General features: G+C 55.7%; 17 protein-coding genes. 8 read left to right on the top strand and 9 right to left on the bottom strand.

What is annotated here, in order from left to right:
* The first annotated feature begins 13 nt into the window (after positions 1 to 13).
* From HUN04_20335 to HUN04_20310, 6 genes are all read left to right on the top strand, one after another.
* On the top strand, positions 14 to 1144 hold the full coding sequence (locus HUN04_20335; protein WDP91933.1) for an SIR2 family protein: 1131 nt from the start codon (positions 14 to 16) through the stop codon (positions 1142 to 1144).
* 66 nt (positions 1145 to 1210) lie between these two features.
* Positions 1211 to 3406, top strand: a complete 2196-nt coding sequence (locus tag HUN04_20330) for a tetratricopeptide repeat protein (protein ID WDP91932.1) — start codon at positions 1211 to 1213, stop codon at positions 3404 to 3406.
* Positions 3403 to 3579, top strand: a complete 177-nt coding sequence (locus HUN04_20325; protein WDP91931.1) for a hypothetical protein — start codon at positions 3403 to 3405, stop codon at positions 3577 to 3579. Before HUN04_20330 ends, HUN04_20325 begins: the two co-directional genes overlap by 4 nt.
* Entirely contained in the window at positions 3504 to 4811 is a 1308-nt protein-coding gene (locus tag HUN04_20320; GenBank protein WDP91930.1) for a radical SAM protein, read from the top strand. The genes HUN04_20325 and HUN04_20320 overlap by 76 nt, the downstream gene beginning before the upstream one ends.
* Complete coding sequence (locus tag HUN04_20315) at positions 4798 to 5901, top strand: radical SAM protein (GenBank protein WDP91929.1); 1104 nt, start codon at positions 4798 to 4800, stop codon at positions 5899 to 5901. Before HUN04_20320 ends, HUN04_20315 begins: the two co-directional genes overlap by 14 nt.
* Positions 5898 to 7541, top strand: a complete 1644-nt coding sequence (locus HUN04_20310; GenBank protein WDP91928.1) for an ABC transporter ATP-binding protein — start codon at positions 5898 to 5900, stop codon at positions 7539 to 7541. The genes HUN04_20315 and HUN04_20310 overlap by 4 nt, the downstream gene beginning before the upstream one ends.
* Before the next feature lie 27 nt (positions 7542 to 7568).
* Here the strand turns inward: HUN04_20310 and HUN04_20305 are convergent, their stop codons facing one another.
* The 4 genes from HUN04_20305 to HUN04_20290 form a co-directional block, all read right to left on the bottom strand.
* Entirely contained in the window at positions 7569 to 10706 is a 3138-nt protein-coding gene (locus HUN04_20305; protein WDP91927.1) for an efflux RND transporter permease subunit, read from the bottom strand.
* Position 10707: 1 nt separating this feature from the next.
* Positions 10708 to 12063: a hypothetical protein gene (locus HUN04_20300; protein ID WDP91926.1), complete on the bottom strand. Its 1356-nt coding sequence runs from the start codon at positions 12061 to 12063 to the stop codon at positions 10708 to 10710.
* A gap of 3 nt (positions 12064 to 12066) precedes the next feature.
* A complete protein-coding gene (locus tag HUN04_20295) occupies positions 12067 to 12546 on the bottom strand; it encodes a MarR family transcriptional regulator (GenBank protein ID WDP91925.1) in 480 nt (159 codons plus the stop codon).
* A gap of 86 nt (positions 12547 to 12632) precedes the next feature.
* Positions 12633 to 13493, bottom strand: coding sequence for an FRG domain-containing protein (locus HUN04_20290; GenBank protein WDP91924.1), 861 nt, complete (start codon positions 13491 to 13493; stop codon positions 12633 to 12635).
* A 235-nt stretch (positions 13494 to 13728) separates the two neighbouring features.
* On the opposite strand from HUN04_20290, the gene HUN04_20285 reads away from it, so the two are divergent.
* Entirely contained in the window at positions 13729 to 14151 is a 423-nt protein-coding gene (locus HUN04_20285; protein WDP91923.1) for a GNAT family N-acetyltransferase, read from the top strand.
* A gap of 17 nt (positions 14152 to 14168) precedes the next feature.
* Here the strand turns inward: HUN04_20285 and HUN04_20280 are convergent, their stop codons facing one another.
* Both HUN04_20280 and HUN04_20275 read right to left on the bottom strand, forming a co-directional pair.
* Positions 14169 to 14678, bottom strand: coding sequence for a winged helix-turn-helix transcriptional regulator (locus HUN04_20280; protein WDP91922.1), 510 nt, complete (start codon positions 14676 to 14678; stop codon positions 14169 to 14171).
* Positions 14651 to 15145, bottom strand: coding sequence for an isoprenylcysteine carboxylmethyltransferase family protein (locus HUN04_20275; GenBank protein ID WDP91921.1), 495 nt, complete (start codon positions 15143 to 15145; stop codon positions 14651 to 14653). Before HUN04_20275 ends, HUN04_20280 begins: the two co-directional genes overlap by 28 nt.
* 132 nt (positions 15146 to 15277) lie before the next feature.
* Between HUN04_20275 and HUN04_20270 the strand changes: the two genes are divergently transcribed.
* Entirely contained in the window at positions 15278 to 17170 is a 1893-nt protein-coding gene (locus HUN04_20270; GenBank protein WDP91920.1) for a response regulator, read from the top strand.
* Between the two features lie 10 nt (positions 17171 to 17180).
* Here HUN04_20270 and HUN04_20265 read toward each other — a convergent pair whose 3' ends face one another.
* The 3 genes from HUN04_20265 to HUN04_20255 all read right to left on the bottom strand — a co-directional run bounded on the left by HUN04_20265 (position 17181) and on the right by HUN04_20255 (position 19500).
* On the bottom strand, positions 17181 to 17387 hold the full coding sequence (locus HUN04_20265) for a hypothetical protein (protein WDP91919.1): 207 nt from the start codon (positions 17385 to 17387) through the stop codon (positions 17181 to 17183).
* 12 nt (positions 17388 to 17399) lie between these two features.
* Positions 17400 to 18914, bottom strand: coding sequence for a PLP-dependent aminotransferase family protein (locus tag HUN04_20260; GenBank protein WDP91918.1), 1515 nt, complete (start codon positions 18912 to 18914; stop codon positions 17400 to 17402).
* Positions 18915 to 19023: 109 nt separating this feature from the next.
* Positions 19024 to 19500 (bottom strand): acyl dehydratase, encoded by a 477-nt coding sequence (locus HUN04_20255; GenBank protein WDP91917.1) that lies wholly within the window; start codon positions 19498 to 19500, stop codon positions 19024 to 19026.
* Positions 19501 to 19594: the final 94 nt, after the last annotated feature.

Here is a 19594-nt window from a genome sequence, read left to right as displayed (position 1 = left end):
GGAGGATTCTTCTATGAACGATCCGATAGTTTTTAATAAAAACGACATCAATGTCCTCATGGAGGTCTGCGGCAACCTGGAAAGCGACGAAACCACCGCCTTGTTCATCGGGCCCAATATCATCCGGACAAACAATAATAAATCCCTGTACCAGGGGCTGCGATCCTATCTGAAAGAATCCGCCTATGAGATGGAATACGATGCCTATAACCACCTGATCTGCGACAAGCGGACCAAGTGCAGTATCTATCATCTGGTCAAAAAATATTACACCCATGAACTCCAGATGAATCCCATTTACGAGCAGATCGCCCGGATTCCTTTTCACATTATCATCTCAATCACCCCGGATCTGCTGCTGAAAAATGCCTTTGAAAAACAGGGCATCCCCTATGAGTTCAGTTACTATACCAAAGGCAAACCCTCAAAAGAGGTAAAGGACCCGTCCAAGGAAACCCCTTTGATCTACAACCTTTTCGGCTCGATTGAAAACAGGGAATCACTGATTCTGACCCAGGACGATATCCTGGATTTTCTCTTTTCCATCATCGGCGAACATGACCTGCCCATGAACCTCAAGGAGACCATAAAGGATGTAACCCATTATATTTTCCTAGGCTTTGATTTTAAACAATGGTATTTAAAAATACTGCTCAGACTCTTTGATCTGTCCAGGGACAAGGTTTCCATCTCACCCGACTGTGAATTGGGTAATTACGACAATGTTTTTTACCAATGGCTCCACAAAAGTAAGATTCACAGGATATTTTATGAAAACACCTACAAAATGACTTTCATACCGACCCATACGGAAGCCTATATCGCAAAGTTAAAAGAGATGTGTGAAGAACAGGGCCTGCTCCGGGAGGTCCACCTGCAAAATGAGATCAGCGAAGAAGAACTGCAGAAAGACCGCTTAATTAAGCTGGTCATGCGCAATCAGATCGGAGGGGCCATCGACATGTTAATAGAAATTTTCAAGGAAGAAAGGCAAATAAATGCCTATACCGATATGGTGGCCCAGAGCGGACGATTTAACGGGCTCAAGGACGATTACAGACGGGGGGCCCTTTCCCGCGAAAACTTTGATATCGAGGTGATAAAAATAAGAGAACACTTGATGGATGTCATCAACGGACTTTAACCCGGGAAGACGGCAACCGGGAAACCGGAGGCGACACATTAATCCACTACCCTGCGAGGTCATGCCATGACTGAACAATACAGGTATCCAGGTTCAAACCCCTTTTCCCTGGAATTCCGCTCGCTGTTTTTCGGCCGGGAAAAGGAAATCAACGAACTTTCAACCCTGATCAATGTTGAAAAACTGGTGGTGCTTCACGGGAAATCCGGTCTGGGAAAATCGTCATTGCTCAATGCGGGCCTGCTCCCCGAACTTGAAGATGAAAAGGGATACCTGATCATTCAGGTAAGGTTTACCGCCTATAAAGACGAAAAACAGGCACTGAGCAATAAGAAAAAAGTCCTTCCCATCAATATTCTGTCAGAAGCAATTTCAGAATTTTCAAAACCGGATAACTTCCTGAACCGCATCGAAAATAAAAACATCAGTCCCTGGCAGGAATTAAAAAATATTCAGTATGAACATCCGGATAAAAAACAGATTTTACTGGTTTTCGACCAGTTTGAAGAGCTGTTTACCTATCCCGAAGATGCGGTAAATAATTTTGTCAGGATGTTTTTCGATATCCTCAAGTGCAGAATGCCCAAACATTTCAGGCGGACCCTTGAGTTAAAACTGCTCAAAGAACCCTCATTCCTCACTGAAAACGAGGTGGAGTTCCTCTATGAATCCTATCCGCTGAAAACAATATTTTCAATCCGGTCGGATAAGATGTTCCTGATGAACCAGCTATCCACATTAATCCCGTTGATACTGCGGCGCTGCTATGAACTGAATCCCCTTTCCGAAAAACAGGCAAAAAAGGCCATTGTCCTGCCGGCACAAAAGGAGGGAGCGTTCGTATCCCGGAGATTTACATTCCAGGACCAGGCCCTGGAAAAAATGTTGGCCTATCTCGGCAGGCAGAATGAAGAAGGGAAAAACCGCATTGAACCCTTCCAGCTCCAGCTGCTGTGCCAGCATTTTGAAAAACGCTTTGACAGAAAAGAGACAAGGAACAAAGATAAAAACGAAGTGACCCTGAACGACCTGGGCGGTGACAAGGGGCTGCAGAACATCATGGAGTCCTTTTATGACACCGAGATCGGCCGTCTGCCGTCCTTTATCCAAAGGCGGCGGGCACGCAGGCTCTGTGAAAAGAAACTGATCATGGACGGCTGGCGGGTTAGCCAGCATAGGAAAGTGATCAAACAACAACTCAAGCTAACGGAAGACACCCTCAAACAACTGGTGGATGCAAGGCTGCTCCGGCAAGAAAAAATGAGCACCGGCATAACCTACGAGCTCAGCCACGACACCCTGATTCAACCGATATTAAAATCCGGGACCACCCGCAGGAAATCCTGGCTGTATCCAACGGTATTTCTCGTTTTCTTACTTGTTTCCACCCTCATTGGCGTAGGGATATGGCAGTGGCCGACCTACCGCTGGCCGATTCTTATCAACCAGATCGAACAATCAAAGAACCCGGAAAAAACAAAACAAAAGGTTGAAAGAGCGGTGGCCCTTAACCCCGGCCAGCGATCAAAGGTCTACAGGCTTGCATTGAATAAATTTCTGGAAAAAAACTGGGACCTGGACCAGGCCCTTGAATATGCCCGGCGGATCGAAGAAGAAAAAGGGGGGCATCTCGATCTGCAGACCTACCTCGCCCTGGGAAGCGCTTTTCTCAAAGCAAACCGGAAAGAAGAGGCCCTGGCCCAGTATATCAAGGCCCATGAGGTTTCAAACCAGAATATCAACAAGCTGATACGTGCCGACACCTATTTTTTTATGGGGATGATGTCACTGGATAGTAATAACCTGGACCGGGCAGACACTTATATTGAGCTGGGTATAAACGCCGCGCAGCAAGACAACGCGCAAAACCCCGGCACGCTTCTCAAGGCCATGGCCTATGCCTACCTTAAAAAGGGCAAGGAAAAAGAGGCCATCCGGTATTTTAAGCGAAGCGTTGAGATCGCCCCCCACCAGGCTGATGCCCGCACCTATCGATTTATCGGCAACTATTGCCTTAAAACCGGGGATGAGGACAAGGCCATCGCACACTATAGTAATGCCTTGGGGCAGATGGCCGCATCACCGGGACCGGAAGCCGTCCAGGCGCTCATGGACTTCCAGGGTGATCTTAGAAGCCGGCTGGTCCGCCGTAAATATGGACAATACCCGGAAACCACTTTTTTAAAGATGGTCGGATTTGATCCGGCCTATATACAGGTGCAAACCTTTGATCATTCACCAACCAAAAGGCAGACACCATGACGAACCCGTCAAAAGAAAAATCCGTTAAAAATCCCGTTCTGCGCCGGATCATCAGGGAAATCCAAGCGGAAAAGAAACACCGCTGCGATTTTCCCTATTGGGGCAACTGGATGAACTGGCGGAACTGGTTGAACTGGCAGAACTGGATGAACTGGTTCAATTGGTGGAACTGAAGGGGGAAAATATAATTCTGCCCTTCATTCCACAGGTCCAGGTAACCCTGAACTGCAACCTGGACTGCCGGTACTGTTTCCAGGACCATCGCCCCGGAGTGATGGATCCGGATACATTGGGCGCCCTTTTGGATAAAGTCGCCGGATATGCCCGGGCGTCCGGCCGCCACCGGCATCCGGTCCCCGTCTACTGGCACGGGGGGGAACCCCTGGCCGCAGGCATTTCATTTTTTCAAACGATCATGGCCCTGGAGGCCCGATATCCGGACATTCAATTTAATAACCGGGTTCAGACCAACGGCACCCTCATGACAGAGGAATGGGCCTCGTTTTTTACGACCCACGGTTTTGATGTGGGGTTCAGCTTAGACGGGCCCGGCCCCCTCCACGACCTGAACCGGCGTTTCAAAAATTCATGCCGGGGCTCCTTTGATGCGGCGGTACAGGGCATTGACAATTACCGGAAATACGCCGGAGATATCCAGGTGCCGGTGATTGCCGTGGTCACTTCAAAGAGCATGGGGCAGGCGGATCTTATCTATGAGTTTTTCGCCCGGCTGGGTGCCCGGGTGCAATTGGATATTTTTGATATCCGGTGCCGGGATCTCATGCCCCCTTCCGGGCCGTTGGAACCCGGCGATGTATACGCCCCGCCACCTGACACCCTGGGGCGCTTCCTGGTAGACCTCTTTGACCGATGGTTCCACGATGGCTCCCAGCGAACGGATTTCAAGGAATTTCATGATGAAGTCAAAATCGCCCTGCAGCCGGAGCTGGATTTCGGAAACCCCTTCCATAAACGGCGGTGCAGCATGGGACGGACCATTATCGACCCCGACGGCCTTGTCTTTGCCTGCGACCAGTATGTGAATGATGAAAAGACCGCCCTGGGCCATATCTGCCGGGACAATATTTCTGAAATGCTGGGAAAAAAGCACCGGCAGTGGGAGGAGATCAAGGCCCGGATACGGGGCTCCTCCGGGCAAATGGCCTGCAGCCGGTGCCAGGCCGCCCATACCTGCAGCGGCGGATGCATGACCTGTGCCCGGTATACGGCAAAACTGCTGGCCGCAAGGGCAAAGGGCCTGCCCGACCGCTGCTGGGTCAACCAGCCCCTTCCAGCCCCCCTGGCCCGCATCCGGGGAGAATTCTACTATTGCGACGCCCTGAGGCAGCTCAGATCCCATATCAAAAAAGCCGTGGCAGAGGAACTTGTCAATGAAGAACAATGACCCCACGCCCTTTACCCTGATGCTGGAACCGGTGGGGGCCTGCGACCTCAAATGCCGCCACTGTTACGCCCGTCTCCGCCAGGGGCATGCCATGGACCAGGATCTTCTGGCCCTGATCCTTGAAAAGGTCCGGGCATACCTTGCGGCTGAGGGGATGACCCGGGTTAACCTGATCTGGCACGGCGGAGAGCCCCTTCTTGCCGGTCTGGCATTTTTTAAGGCCGCCCTGGAACAGATCAGAAAGAGGTGGCCCGGAATCCGCACCAGCCACTTCATCCAGACCAACGGCCTGGCCATGGACAAGGATTTCTGCTGTTTTTTCAGGGACAATGGATTTCAACTGGGACTGAGCCTTGACGGTCCGGCGGATGTGCACGACCGGCTCCGGGTGGATGCCCGGGGAAAGGGAACCCACGACCGGGTGATGAAAATAGTTGACCTTATTTATTCAGCGGATCTGCCGGTGGGATTCAACGCCGTGGTGTCAAGGGCATCCCTGGGACAGGAAGAACGGATATACAAGTTTTTCAACGGGCTGGGGGCGGGGTTCCGGATCAATCCCATTATTCCGGGCAGGCACCCGGAGGCCTTTGCGGCACTGGCCCTGGCGCCCGGGGAGTACGGCAGGATCATGGCGCGGTTCTTCGACCTGTGGACCGGCCCCCATACCGGCCGGGTCCCGGTCTCCCCCCTGGACGGTTATCTGCTGGGGATATCATCGGGAGATACCGGGGAGTGCATCCACAGTGAAAACTGCGCAGAGGCCCGTGCCGCAATAAAGCCCCATGGGGAAATGGCCCTGTGCAGCCGGTTCCAGGACCTGGGTCAGGGACAGATCCAGGACCATTCCCTGCGGTTTCTGCTCAATTCAGGGGTGTGCCGGCAAATCCGGGAACGTGCCGGTAAATTAAAGGACTGCCGGTCCTGTGCCTGGCGCCCTCTCTGCCACGGCGGCTGCCCTTTCAACAGCCATTCACGGGGCAGGGGGATCATGGAGAAAGATCCTTTCTGCAGGGATTACCAGTATATTTTCAGCCACATGGCAGAGGCAATGGTAAGGACAGCCCCGCCCCGGAAGGCCGGTCCATGAAAAAATGGCTTTTTTCCATCCTAGGCCGGTACTGGGCCAGGATCACATGGATCGTCTGCCTGCAGGCGGCCACGGCCCTGATGGTTTCAATCCAGCCCCGGTATTTTCAGCAGATCGTTGCCCTTGCCGTGGACAGCCGGGGCCGGGAACTGGCAGAAAAAGGACTGCCGATTTTCCTCATCCTCATGGGTCTCTATGCCGGTGTCGCCCTTCTCCAGGCCCTGGGCGGATATGCCGGCTGCCTCTTTTCCGCCAGTCTGCTCAAACAGCTCCAGGTCGATTTTTTCACCACGGTCAGCCGTCTTCCCCTCCAGTTTTATCAGAAGGAATCCGGGGGCGGATTTTTCACCCGGTTTAACAATGACATCGGGCTGGCCCAGCGATTCATGGCCGATTTCTTCCCTTCCACCGTCAGGGAAGTGATCACCGTGGCGGCAGTGACAGGGATTCTGATCTATACCTGCCCCGCCCTGCTGACCCTCTCCGCCGTTTCCATTGCCCTGGGCACTGCGCTGCTCATCCTCCGGCTCAATAAGGCGCTGGCCGTATTTGCCCGGCGTCAGCGCAGGGGGTGGCAGCGCATCAACCGGGCATTTGACGAAACCGTCCAGGGCCTGGAGGTATTAAAAATATTTGCCACGGAAAAGGAGCGGCACCGGCGCTTCAGGCGCTTAACCGAGGAACTCAGGGCGGTCTCCATGAAAGCGGGAACCGTGTCGGCGGTCTTCTCCCCGGGTATCGACCTGGCCGCAAAGGCCGGGGGACTGGCCCTCATCGCCTTGGCCTACCATATGATTTCCAGAGAAAAAATGGATACGGAAAATTTCCTCTTGTTTTTTTTCTACGCCACCCTGCTCCAGGCCGCCATATCCAATTTGGTCAACGCCTTGGCCAATATCCAGAATGAATTGACTGGCATCCGGCATCTGGCGGATTTCTTTTCCGCCGGCCGGGAAAAAGACGAGGAAAAGGCCGCACCGTTCAGGCTTGAAACACCCGTGTCCATAGAATTCAGGGAATTGTCCTTCTCATATCCGGGGGGACGGGCGCTTTTCAGCGGTATGAACCTGGCCATCCCCGAAAGGGGGATCACCGTACTCCGCGGCCCCAGCGGCTGCGGCAAGTCCACCCTGGTTAACCTGCTGCTCAGGTTCTATCCGGTTCCCCAGGGGAGCCTCCTCCTGGGCGGCCGGGACATTTCCATGTTCAGCCGTGCCGAACTCCGACGCAGCATCGGGGTGATGCCCCAGTTCCACCATATCTTCAATGACACGCTGAAGGAAAACCTGCTGGTGGCCAAACCCGATGCTGCCGACCACGAGCTTAAGGCGGCATTGGAAAAAGCGGGACTGGCCCTATTCCTGGGCCAGCAGCCCGCCGGGCTTGACCAGGTCATGGACCCGAGGGGCCGGGGAATCAGCGGCGGGGAAAAACAGCGGATCTGTCTGGCCAGGGTGTTGCTGAAACAGCCCCCGGTCATGGTGCTGGATGAGCCCTGGTCCAACCTGGATGATCAGGCAAAAGCCGCAGTGATAGCTGCGGTGAACCGGCTAAAGGGGAGCGCCACCATAGTGGTGCTCTCCCATGGAGAGGCCCCCGGCCTTGACGCGGATCAGGTCATGGACCTGGGGCAGGCATAAACCGGCTGCCTGCCCCTCTTTCTCCGGTTATTCAGCATTTACCCCTTCGGAAGGCGAAATCCGCACCAGGTTGAAATCCCCCAGGATGGCGTAGAGGCAGGGTACCACCACCAGCACCAGTACGGTGGAGACCAGCAGGCCGAAAACAATGGAACAGGCCAGGGGAATGAGGACCTGGGCCTGGAGGGACCGCTCCGACAGCAGGGGCAACAGGCCAGCGATGGTGGTGAGCGATGTAAGCATCACCGCCCGGAACCGTTCCCTGGAGGCATTTTTCCCGGCCTGGGCCACGGATTCACCCATGGCGGTATGCTGTTTGACAAAGGTCACCAAAAGGATGGAATCGTTGACCACGATGCCGGCCAGGGAGATAAAGCCCATGATGCTGGGCATGGCCAGTTCCAGTCCCATGATGAGGTGTCCCCAGATCACCCCGATGAAGGCAAAGGGGATGGTCACCATGACCACCAGGGGTTCCTGGTAGGACTTAAACTGAAAGCTGAGCAGGCAAAAGACCCCGAAGATACCGATGGCAAGGGCCTTTATCATGCCGCCCATGGAGGCTTTCAGCTCCTTTTCCTGGCCCTCAAGCCCCGTTGAAATCCCGGGGAACTCCTCTTTCAGCCCGGGCAGAAACCGTTTTTTGGTATCGTTGATAATATCGACGGCATTGGCCACGGTGGTGTCCAGGTCGCCGGTAATGGTGACGGTCCGGATCCCGTCCACCCGGCGGATGCCGGCAAATCCCCGGTCCCGGGAAATCCGGGCCACCGATGTCAGGGGCACCCGCTTGCCCTGGGGGCTGACCAGGTAAAAATTTTCAAGATCGGCAATGCCGGCCCGGTCCCTGCCGGCAATCCTGAGGTTGACCTCATAGGACTCGTCCCGGACGATTATTTCGCTGGCCGTGGCCCCGTAAAAGGCCGCCCGGAGCTGGGAGGAAACCATCCTGGCCGTGAATCCCCTGGATTTGGCCCCCTCTTTCAGGGAGACCCGGAACTCGGGTTTGCCCGGCCGCAGGTCATCGTAGAGGTCAAAGACGCCATCGTACTGGTAGAGCCAGTCGATGAGCCGGGTGGACGCCTGTTTCAGCCGGCCCAGGTCGGTGCCCGAAAGCCGGATCTCAATGGGCAGGCCGCCGGGGCCGATGGCCGGTTCCTTAAAGGCCAGGGCGATGGCGTCGGGAATCTCCCCGGTGAGTTCCCGCCACCGGTGGATGATCTCGTCGATGGTGGCGGTGCGCACCTCGGCGCTGAGCAGGTCCAGGGAGACCGTGGCCACATGGGGGCCGGTTTCCCCGGCGTCGGCGTTGGTGTTGTAAAGAACCGCTATATGTTCAATGAGGGCGGCCCCGCCGGGCTGGGCCGGGGAGTATTCCTTATTGATCTGTTCGGCACTGTCCAGCAGCCGGTCCACATAGCGGGTCGTCCGTTCAAGGGGGGTGCCCTGGGGCAAAAGCAGCCGGGCCTGGAGCACATCCCCGTCTATTTCGGGGAAGGCACGGACCTTGAGGACGCCCCCGGCCAGCATGGCCACCGAGGCGATAAAGGCGAAGATCACCCCCCCCGCAAAAAGATACCTGAAATCAATGGCCAGATCCACCAGCCGGCCCAGAATCTTTTCCCTGATACCGTCCAGGGTACGGTCAATTAACCTGCGCAGGCGCCCCCCCTTCATGATTTTGCCGTTGTGCCGCAAGGAATGGGCCAGGTGGTTGGGCAGGATGCAGAAGGCCTCCACCAGGCTCACGGAAAGGGTGAGGATGAGAATCACCGGGATCACGTAAAGCACCTTGCCGATATCCCCCTTCATGCTCAGGGCCAGGGCCCCGAAGACAAAACAGGTGGTCAGAAATGAGGAGAGCACCCCCGGGGCCACCTGGGTGATCCCGTCCACGGTGGCGCGGAATCCGCTTTTCCCCTTTTCCAGGTTGGCGGCCACGTTTTCGGCGATGACGATGGCATCGTCCATGAGGATGCCCACCCCGATGAGCAGGCCCACCATGGACAGCATATTCAAGGAGAGGTGCATGCACTTCATGAAAAAAAAGGTGAGGGCAAAGGAGACCGGCAGCCCCATGACCACCCAGAAGGAAAAACGGAAGGGGAAAAAGAGCATCATGGCGCCGAATACCAGGGCCAGGCCCTGGAAGGCGTTTTTAATGAGCATATCCAGCCGGTCCCGGACGATTTTCGAAATATTCTGGGTCAGCTCAAAAGACATCCCCGGGGGGGCCTGGGCCCGCTCCTCCTCCAGGAAGGCGGCAACGGCATCCATGATGTCCAGGGCGTCCTCGGTCTTGGTTTTGTTAATCTGGAGGATGCCGGCCCGGCGTCCGTTGAACAGGATTTTGTTCTCCTCGTCCTGGAACCGGTCGGAAATCACGGCGATATCTGCCAGGCGGATCTCGGCCCCGTTCCTGCCGGACACCACCACCAGGTCCCCCAGGTCGGGCACACTCTTGCGCTCCTCGGAAAACCGGATGAGGATGTCGCTGTCCCGGGTCTCCAGAGAACCGGCCGGCAGATCGATGTTCTGGGCCGCCACCGCCGCCTCAATATCCGAGACGGACAGCCCCAGGCGCATCATCTCGTAAAAGGGAATTTCAATGAGGAACTCGTGGTCCGAGAACCCCTGGATCTCCACCTGGGAGATGAGATCCAGGCGCTTGAGCCTCTCCTTGAGGTCCTCGCAGTAAAACTTGAGGTGGACCGGGCTCATGGGGCCGGTCACGGCAATGGAAACCACGGGGTCGATCTGGTTGATCTGCTTGACAATGAGGTCTTCCACCGGGTCCGGGAAATCGCTTATGGCCTCCACTTCGGTCTTGATATCGTTGAGAAACTGGATGGGGTCTCCCTCCTCCTCCATCTCAATGACCACCCTGGCGGAATTCTCCATGGCCGTGCTTCGCACCTCGGAGATATAGCTGACGCTGTCCACGGCATCCTCGATGCGCCGGCAGACCGAGGATTCCACATCCTCGGCCGTGGCGCCGGGATAGAGGGCGGTCACCTCCACGGCATCCACCGCGAAATCGGGAAAGGTCTCCCGCTTTAAATCCCCAACGGAAATGGCCCCCAGGGCCAGGAAAAGAATCATGAGCAGGTTGGCGGCCGTGGGGTGCCCCGCAAGAAAGGTCACCATGGACTTAAAGGCGTTCATATCAGCGGGCCTCCCCTGAGGCAGCCGCCGCCACCCGGTTCATGGTTTCGGTATCCCGGTCAGGGAGCAGCTTCATCCCCTCAACGGCCGGCACCAGGTCAGAGAGCACCAGCAGTTCGCCCTCGGCCACCCCGCCCTTGAGGATCACCAGATCCCCCATGGAAAATTCAGGGTCGGCCCTGCGGACGGCCAGGCGGTTCTCCGGGGTGCACAGGTAGATACGGCCGTCGTGGACCGCGCTTCTCGGAAGGGCAAACCGGCCGGCCAGGGGCCTGCCGGATAATTCCACGGTCACGTACATATTGGTAGCCAGGGGCGGCCGCTTGCCCGGAATCACACCGGCATAGGGGGTATCCACTGTGACAAAAAAGGTCAGGGCACCCGTGGCCGGATCGACCGCTTCACCGGTTCTGGAAAATAGTCCCTCCCACTCAATGGTCCGTCCGGTGTCCAGGGGCAGCCTCACCTTTGCCGAAATGCCCATGGCCCGGCGGATGGTATCGATTTCCGGAATCCGGGTAAAGGCTTCTACACTGTCCCTGGGCATCAGTTTGAGAAACTGGCGGGGGGTCAGCTGGACCGGCACCTCCGCCCGGCCGATGCCCTCGGCCTCCAGCATGACGCTCCCTGCCGGGGCAAACTGCATCTGCTCCACATTCACCTTGGATACCCGTCCGTCAAAGGGGGCAAGGATTTGTGTCCGGGCCACATCCAGGCGGCGCTCGGCCACCGAGGATTCCCCGGACCGCTTCTGGGCCAGCAGGGCCTTTTTCTGGGCCGGTATCAGCTTCAGGGTGTTTTTAAAATTGTTCACCGCGGTCTGCCGGGCCAGGAAACTGGTCTCTTCCCTTTCCAGGTCAGAGGCGGAGATAAACTGGCGGTCAAAGAGTTTGCGTTTCCGTTCCAGTTCCTGGGCTGCCAGCATCAGTGCCTTTTGCTCAATGGCCAGCAGCCGTTGGGTATTCTTTCTGGACTGCTCCAATTCCTTCAGCCGGGCATCCAGATTCATGACCTCGGCCACCCCTTTGGATTCGGCCAGGCCGTAGGACCGGGTATCAATTTTAAAAAGCAGCTCGCCCTTTTTGATGAAATGCCCTTTTTTGATCTTTTCATCCATGAAGACCACCTGGCCGCTGACCTCGGGGATGGCCTGCCAGGTCCGGTAGGGCTGTACATACCCATACCCCAGGGTTCTGGGTACCACAATCCCCTTTTCCAGGGGCATCACCCGCACCGCCCGGACCCGCTCCCGGTTTTCCAGGCGCACCGGCGGTTTCTTATTGGCCTCCATCACCACAAGGAACCCGATGCCGCAGATCACCGGAAGGATGATCACCAGTCGCTTGATGTATTTCATGGCTTATTTTCCTATTTCACCCGTAAAGGATTCCGGCGGCCGGCCGTAGAGGGAAAGGCAGGCGTTGTCCATCATCTTGTCCAGGCCCTCCCGGATGATTTTCATATGATCAGGATCGATATCCTTGACCAGGGTATCGTGCCAGCCCTTGAGCACCCCTAAAAACTGCCCTTCCATATCCCGGGTCCGCTGGGTCAAAAACACCCGCTTGACCCGGTGCTGGTCCGGGTCGGGCCTGCGCTCCAGCAGCCCCATTTTCTCCAGCTTGGCCACGGCCCTGGCCGTATAGGATTTATCCACATGGACGATCCTGGACATTTCATCCTGGCTCAGCCCGGGACGAAAAAAGAGGATGATCAAAAAGGTGTAATCCCCCGCCCCGATCCCAAGTTTCTTCATCTCGGTTCGCAAATGGCTCATGGTGAGCCGGAACAGCAGATTGATCCGCCGTGCAATGGCCTCTTCAACAAATGTATTATCCATAATCCTCCCTCAGTTGACTTTGCAACTGAGAATACCCAAAGTCAGTTGCAAAGTCAACTGAAAAAAAATCAACCTTAAGGCGAAAATTAAAACTTGGGGCTGTAGTGACGTTTCAGCCAGGAGCTTAAGCCGTCCAGGCCGGGGAAAAGCACTCGCTCGGTGATATTGCACTGGTCCAGCTTGTCCCGGCATTCCCACTTAAGTTCTGCCGGGATGATGATCCGCCTGAAGAGCTCCGGATGAAGTTCCAGCCAGTCATCCACCACCCGCCTGGGATTGGGCATGATGGAAAAAAGGGCGTATTGATTGACGATGCGGCCGTCAATGGAGGGGGGTTCAAAAAAGAGGAGGAATTCCTCGGGCTCCCCCAGGGAATCAAACTGGGTCAGGGTTTCCACATACCGGTGAAAGGCCTGCCCCCCGCTTCCCCCCCTGCCGTCAGGGCCGCACTCCTGTTCCCGGCGGCTGATGCTGGTGAGCAGTTCAACGGTAAAGGCCTGGGCCCCTTCGGTGTGGAGCTGGGTCTTTAGGACCCCGGGCAGCCGGTCATGGGCCATTTCATTGTTTACACACCAGATGGCCCCGTCGGTGTCAAAGCGGTCCAGGCTGGCCAGGGCAAAGTGGAGGGCCACAAAGGGCGAATAGGTCCAGTCCAGAAGCCGTGTGGGCAGCCCGTGGTGCTGGGCCACGGCCAGCAGATGCCAGAAAGAATCCGGATCCCCGGCCACCGAGGCCTGGGCGTATTTCCGGAAATTCCGCAGCAGGTGCTTCTCCAGCTGCCAATAGGCCCCGCCCAGGCGCATCAAAGAGGTTTCCAGGCGATAGCTGCTGTCGGAGAGCCCGCGGAACACATAGGGGGAACGGTAGCGGGAAATGGCCTGGTTCCAAGAGCCTTTGAACAATTCATCCTGGAGCTGCTCCCAGGATTCAACAATGGTGTCCGGCATGATACTCTCCTGATATGATTGTTTTAATGCTTATAACCGCCCGCCAGCCAAAAATCAATCCATCGCAACAAATGTTCAACCACCGGGCGGAACCCGCCCCCCGAACAGTGCTCAATCACAATGTCTCCATATATTTCAATTTAAATGCCTTGCCTTTTGCTGCTCTGGATATTATTCAAATCCGCATGTTATTCAACAACGGCACACCCATAATTATGATGCATTAAAAAGTACCATGGAAATTAAAATAAAATACGATACAAAAAATATCGACTGGAATAAGATTGCTGATACATTGAAATCAGTCGGCATGGCACACTATGAACCCCAAAAGCATAAAAAGGCCTTTCAAGCAAGTTACCGCACTGTCTTTTTATTTGACCGAAAGGTAATGGTTGGTTTTGGCAGGGCGATATCGGACGGCGCATACCAGGCCGCCATTTATGACTGTGCAGTGATTAAAGATTACCAAGGCCGCGGGCTTGGTAAACTCATTGTACAAGAACTGCTATCCGCACTTCCCGAGTGTAATGTTATTCTCTATGCATCTCCGGGGAAAGAGGGGTTTTACGAAAACCTCAATTTTAAGAGGATGAAAACCGGCATGGCATACTTTCTCAATCGTGACCGGATGACAGCAAAAGGCTTTACAGAATAACAATACTTATAGCGTGGTTATCCGTTTAACCCGTCTTGGTTGTCTTTCGGTTGGACGGCTTCAATCTTTTTTCTGATCTTTTCCAGCAGTTCGGCGGCCACATCGGCCTGGCCGGGATCAAGGTCTGGCAGCACCTGCTCAATGATTATGGCCTCTTTTTCCCGGGCCCTGTCAAGGGCCTGCCTGCCGGCCTCCGTCAGCACCAGGAGTTTGGACCGCTTGTGCATGGGATTTTCCGTATTCCGGATATATCCCGCCGCCATGAGACTATTGGCGGTCTTCTGGACGGACTGGCGGGAAATTCCCAATGACAGGGCGACCCTGGGTACGGTGACGCCATTCTCCTTTTCCAGCACCTTCATGAGCCGGCGCTGGGGGGTCCCCATGCCGGCCTGTTCATGGACCCTGTCCGTAATGGCGGCAAGACAGCCATGGAGGCTGTAGACCTCCAGGAACAGCCTGTGGATCAACCGCCCCCGGACCGCCCTTTCCCCGGTTTTCACAGCCACCGCCTGACCGTTCGGCAATAGGCCAGGTACTCCTCCCCGAACCGCCTTTCCATATAGGCCTCTTCCCTGGGGACCACATAGGCGGCCAGGTAAATGCCCAGGGGCAGCCAGGCGGCAAGCATCCATACACTGCCGGCCGCAGCACCCAGCCCCAGAAAAAAGGCTGAGCCGCCCACGTACATGGGGTTGCGGCTGAACCGGTAGGCGCCTGTACTCACGCAGCAGGCGGCGGGCTGATCTGTCGGGACATGGGTATCCACGGACTTGAATTTTTCATGGGCCAGTAACATGAACCCAAAGCCGGCCGCCCCAAACACAACCCCTGCGATACGCGGCCATAGCCCGGAGAGCAGCGGCAGCTCCAGGGGAAGGATGACGTGTAAAAGCCCGCCGGCCATAAGGCAGATGAAAAATACCGAAGGCGGCATAAAGGTGACACCGGGATTATCCTGGGATGTTTCAAGCCGGGATATATCTGTATTCATATCGTTCCTCCAGGGATTAAAATTGGCTCATGGTCAAAATATAGGTATTGACAACTAAGTTGTCAAGTTGACACCCAAATTCCCAATCCAAAATTCACTTGATAATTCTTTTGGTTCTTTCTATTGTTGTATATGCCTTTTAATCCGTTCACATTGGCCTTTGCCCGCCAATGGGCAGACCTTGAACCGGGATTTCTGGATTTTCATTTTAAGGAATCCCTGGGGCGGATACGCCTGGCCATCCTGGCGGCGGTTTTCTTCTATGCGGTATTCGGCATCCTGGACCATGTAATGGTGCCCGACAAAAAACTGGTTTTCTGGTCCATCCGGTATCTGGCGGTCATCCCCTTTGCCCTTGTGGTATTGTTCCTCTCATTTCGGCCTGGATTCAAAGAGAGAAGCGCCCCGCTCCTGTTCTCCATGTGCCTCATCGGCGGCCTGGGCATTGAATACATGATCATTCTGGCGGACCCGCCGGCCACCTATTCCTATTACGCCGGCCTCATCCTGGTTTTCATTACCGTTCATACATTTCTGAGCCTGCGGTTCTTATGGGCCAGCGCCTGCTCATGGTCCATTGTCATTTTATATGAAATCGCCGCCCTCTGGCTGTCGGATACCCCTGCCATTATTCTCATCAACAATAATTTCTTTTTCATATCTGCGGTATGTCTCTGTATGCTGGCCGGATATACCATGGAAATGAATGCCAGATACCGATACCTGGCCGCCCATATGCTGACCCTGGAAAAGGAAAAGGTGGGGCGGATCAACGAAGACCTGGACAGACTGGTCAGGGAGCGGACCAAAGAGCTATCCCGGGCCTACCACTGCATTAAGGTGGAAATGGATGAACGGGAGGAGAGCCAGGCCCGGCAGCTGAAACTGGAAAAAGAACTGAACCGGAAACAGAAGATGGAGGCCATCGGTACGTTGGCCGGCGGCATTGCCCATGATTTCAACAACATCCTGTCCGCAGTCATCGGGTATACGGAACTGGCCATGGATGAACCGGAGGAAGAAAAACGGCGGGACAACCACTCCCAGGTGGTTAAAGCGGCGCTCCGGGCCAAGGATCTCATCGGACAGATCCTTGCCTTCAGCCGCCAGGGCGAACATGAACTGGTCCCGTTAAACCTGAAACCTGTGGTGAAAGAAGCCCTGAAACTGCTCCGGGCCTCCCTTCCCGCGGGCATTGAAATAAAAACACGCCTGGAAACCGACAGCCTGGTCATGGCCGACCCCACCCAGATCCACCGCATCATCATTAATATCTGCACCAACGCCCTCCATGCCATGCCGGATCACACCGGTATCCTGGATATCGCCCTGGAAGAGGTAAACATGTATGCGCTGCTGGACATCAACAGGGATGGGCTGGCACCGGGAAATTATATCCAGCTCACCATCAGCGACACCGGCTGCGGCATGACGCCGGAAATCATGGAAAAAATTTTCGATCCATTCTTCACCACAAAAAAGACGGGCCAGGGGACTGGCATGGGGCTGTCCGTAGTCCACGGCATCATAGAACAATACCGGGGCAGCATCCGGGTATCCAGCGAACCGGGCAAAGGCACCACCTTTATCATCCGTCTCCCCTGTACCGGAAACGGGGCCGAAGAGCTTCAGGCCCTGTCACCAGATGCCATCCCAAGGGGCACCGAATCCATCCTGGTGCTGGATGACGAAATCGCCCTTTCCCGGATTCTTGAAAAGACCCTCACCGCACTGGGCTACAGTGTCACCGCATTTTTTACCCCCGAGGCGGCGCTTTCCCACCTCAAAGAGAATCCAGCACGTCCAGACCTGATCATCACCGATTTCGCCATGCCCAAAATGAACGGCATCCAGTTTGCCCAAAAAGTGAATGCCGGCACAGATATTCCTGTGATCCTCTGCACCGGCTACAGTGAAAACATCGCCCGTGAAAAAATGTCCTCAGCCAATATCAAGGGATTTTTGCTCAAGCCATTGACCCAGCAAACCATCGCCGAAACCGTTCGGCAGGTGCTGGACGGCTGAAAACCGGCCATTAAGAGCAGGAACGGGCCGCACATTCGGGTTTGACAGCTTCGCCGGCCTTGATCAGCAGGTTTCCCAGCCGGGTCCGAATGCCGGCGGCCAGTCCTGGATTCCGGGGCCGGGCGGCCCGGCGCAGCCGTATTAATTCCGCCTCCCTCCTGAAATCCATATCCTTCTGCTTTGCCATCAATGAATAGTAATACCAGTCATTTCCCATGGCGTCCTCCTTTTAAAACTGCCCCAGCCCGCTGAGCCCGGCATCACCCGGGCCGCCGGCCAACAGATCCTTGACGGCATCGGCCATCAGTTCAAGCCCCTTAAGTATTTCCTCCTCACCGGTCCAGGCCCATCCCAGCCGGAAAGCGTTCACAAAGCGCTGGTCCATATCAAACACCGGTCCCGGCACCATATTCACCCCTTTGTCAAGCAGGGAGATCAGCAGGGCAACACTGGAATATCCGTTGGGAAGGGTCACCCATACATAGAAACCGCCCCCGGGATTTCCCCATGTGACCCCCTTGGGCATGAGGTCATCAAGGGCACCCAGCATGACCGCCCTTCTCCGGGCGTAAATTTCCTTTGTCTTTTCCAGATGGGCATCAAAGGCCCCGGATCTAAGGAAGGCCGCGGCCACGCCCTGCATCAGGGGCGGCCCGGTCTGGGCCATGAGCCGCTTAATCCTTGTGAATTCGGCGATCCGCTGGGCCGACCCGATCATCCACCCCACCCTGAGCCCCGGCATCAGGGATTTGGACAGGGAGGATATTGAAATGGTCCGCTCAGGCCCCAGGATCTCCATCATGGAAGCGGGCCCTTCCCCGTCCAGACGCAGATCCTGGAAAATTTCGTCACTCAGCACCAGGTGGTCACCTTCCATTGCCCAGTCTGATATCTGCCGGCGCAGGGCATCCGGCATGACCTCGCCGGTGGGATTCTGGAATTCCGGGCAGATACTCAATATGGCACCCCTGCCCGACGGGGCCCCGGCCAGTTGGCCCGCCACATCGACGCCGGGCAGGTTGGTGATTGTTGACACCGAATTTCCCAGCCCGGCAAAGGCATCCACCACCCCCTGGAAACCGGGGGCTTCAATAATCACATGGCGGCTGTGCTCTGCGGCATCCAGGGCGGCGATACTCGCCCCCTGCTGGGAGCCCTGGGTAATCAAGACCTGCTCCGGCGAAACCATGACGCCGCTGTCTTTATACCTCCGGGCAATCAATTCCCTGAGTTCCGGATCCCCTTCAAGCTTCCCATAGGGCAGATAGGCCGCTTCATCCGTTTTCATGGCCAGGCCGACCATTTCAGCAAACAAGCCCTTATCCATGAGCCCGGGATCGGGGACCCCTTTGGCAAAATCAATGGTACCCGGCCGGGAGGCGGCACACATGAGATCACACAATCCCTTTGACACCCGTCGCCTCAACTGCCAGGCGGCCCGGCCGGACCGGGCATAGCCACTGGCTGCGCCCCGGCCTGAACCAGCATCCGCCTTGGGCTCCGGAGGAGCGGAGACAAAGGTGCCCCGACCCACGTAGCTTTCGGTGAGCCCCTTCTCTTTCAGGTCTTCCAAGGCCCTTCGCACGGTGGCCTGGGTGACGCCGATCTCTTTTGAAAATGCTGCCACCGTCGGCAGCTTATCCCCCGGGGACAGTTCATTATCCGATATGGCCTTTGCAATCCGCTCGGAAATCTGCAGGTATAAAGGCCGGTCCGATTTTTTGTCGATCTGAATAGAAACCATAACACCTCCACATTGATACCGAATTAATATGGTATTAATGTGGAGGTTGTCAAGCAGATAATTGCAGAATAATGGCGGACGCTAAAAAAATCGGCGGCCCCCCACCCCATTATGCCAGTTTATTTGTCGGATCCCCTTCCGAAATCATTTGATCCAACAGCACCTTTTCACTTCCCGTGGGCAGTATGCCCCTTAGGAGAACCTGGGCCACCTGCACCCCCTCCCCATTGAAAAACAAACCTTGGGCTTCTGCCCTGCCGTTATCCTCCAAGCGGTTCAGGGTAATCCGGCACTCAATGGTCTCATCAAAGTACACCGGCCGGATGAATTTAAATTCCATGCCCGAGGCCAGCCATCCCACCTGCCCGCCGAATTCACAGATCATCCCCCCGACCAGCAGCCCGTGGCAGATCAGGCCGTCAAAACCCTTGGACCGGGTCCACTGCCCATCGTAATGAACCGGGTTATAGTCCCGGGTCAGATCTCCGAAATCATTGGTTTCTTCCCGGCTGAAGGTTCTCTTGATCACAAAGGTGTCGCCTGTTTTCAGGCCGTGGGCGGCTTGCTCCCTCAGGGTTTGGGTCATGGGTGCTCTCCTGGAAATAAGTTCGGATTGACATAAAAATAAAAACGCCTCCACCGTACATTCCGCTAAGGGGAAAGCAGTACGATGGAGGCGC

This window comes from Desulfobacter sp., from assembly GCA_028768525.1.
Taxonomy (GTDB): Bacteria; Desulfobacterota; Desulfobacteria; order Desulfobacterales; family Desulfobacteraceae; genus Desulfobacter.
This window is presented reverse-complemented; position numbering and strand designations above follow the sequence as displayed.

What these genes read in the sequence shown, in the direction of transcription:
- HUN04_20335 (WDP91933.1), top strand. Translation starts at nt 14, where the DNA reads ATGAACGATCCGATAGTTTTTAATAAAAACGACATCAATGTCCTCATG.
- HUN04_20330 (WDP91932.1), top strand. Translation starts at nt 1,211, where the DNA reads ATGACTGAACAATACAGGTATCCAGGTTCAAACCCCTTTTCCCTGGAA.
- HUN04_20325 (WDP91931.1), top strand. Translation starts at nt 3,403, where the DNA reads ATGACGAACCCGTCAAAAGAAAAATCCGTTAAAAATCCCGTTCTGCGC.
- HUN04_20315 (WDP91929.1), top strand. Translation starts at nt 4,798, where the DNA reads ATGAAGAACAATGACCCCACGCCCTTTACCCTGATGCTGGAACCGGTG.
- HUN04_20310 (WDP91928.1), top strand. Translation starts at nt 5,898, where the DNA reads ATGAAAAAATGGCTTTTTTCCATCCTAGGCCGGTACTGGGCCAGGATC.
- HUN04_20305 (WDP91927.1), bottom strand. Translation starts at nt 10,706, where the DNA reads ATGAACGCCTTTAAGTCCATGGTGACCTTTCTTGCGGGGCACCCCACG.
- HUN04_20300 (WDP91926.1), bottom strand. Translation starts at nt 12,063, where the DNA reads ATGAAATACATCAAGCGACTGGTGATCATCCTTCCGGTGATCTGCGGC.
- HUN04_20295 (WDP91925.1), bottom strand. Translation starts at nt 12,546, where the DNA reads ATGGATAATACATTTGTTGAAGAGGCCATTGCACGGCGGATCAATCTG.
- HUN04_20290 (WDP91924.1), bottom strand. Translation starts at nt 13,493, where the DNA reads ATGCCGGACACCATTGTTGAATCCTGGGAGCAGCTCCAGGATGAATTG.
- HUN04_20285 (WDP91923.1), top strand. Translation starts at nt 13,729, where the DNA reads ATGGAAATTAAAATAAAATACGATACAAAAAATATCGACTGGAATAAG.
- HUN04_20275 (WDP91921.1), bottom strand. Translation starts at nt 15,145, where the DNA reads ATGAATACAGATATATCCCGGCTTGAAACATCCCAGGATAATCCCGGT.
- HUN04_20270 (WDP91920.1), top strand. Translation starts at nt 15,278, where the DNA reads ATGCCTTTTAATCCGTTCACATTGGCCTTTGCCCGCCAATGGGCAGAC.
- HUN04_20265 (WDP91919.1), bottom strand. Translation starts at nt 17,387, where the DNA reads ATGGGAAATGACTGGTATTACTATTCATTGATGGCAAAGCAGAAGGAT.
- HUN04_20260 (WDP91918.1), bottom strand. Translation starts at nt 18,914, where the DNA reads ATGGTTTCTATTCAGATCGACAAAAAATCGGACCGGCCTTTATACCTG.
- HUN04_20255 (WDP91917.1), bottom strand. Translation starts at nt 19,500, where the DNA reads ATGACCCAAACCCTGAGGGAGCAAGCCGCCCACGGCCTGAAAACAGGC.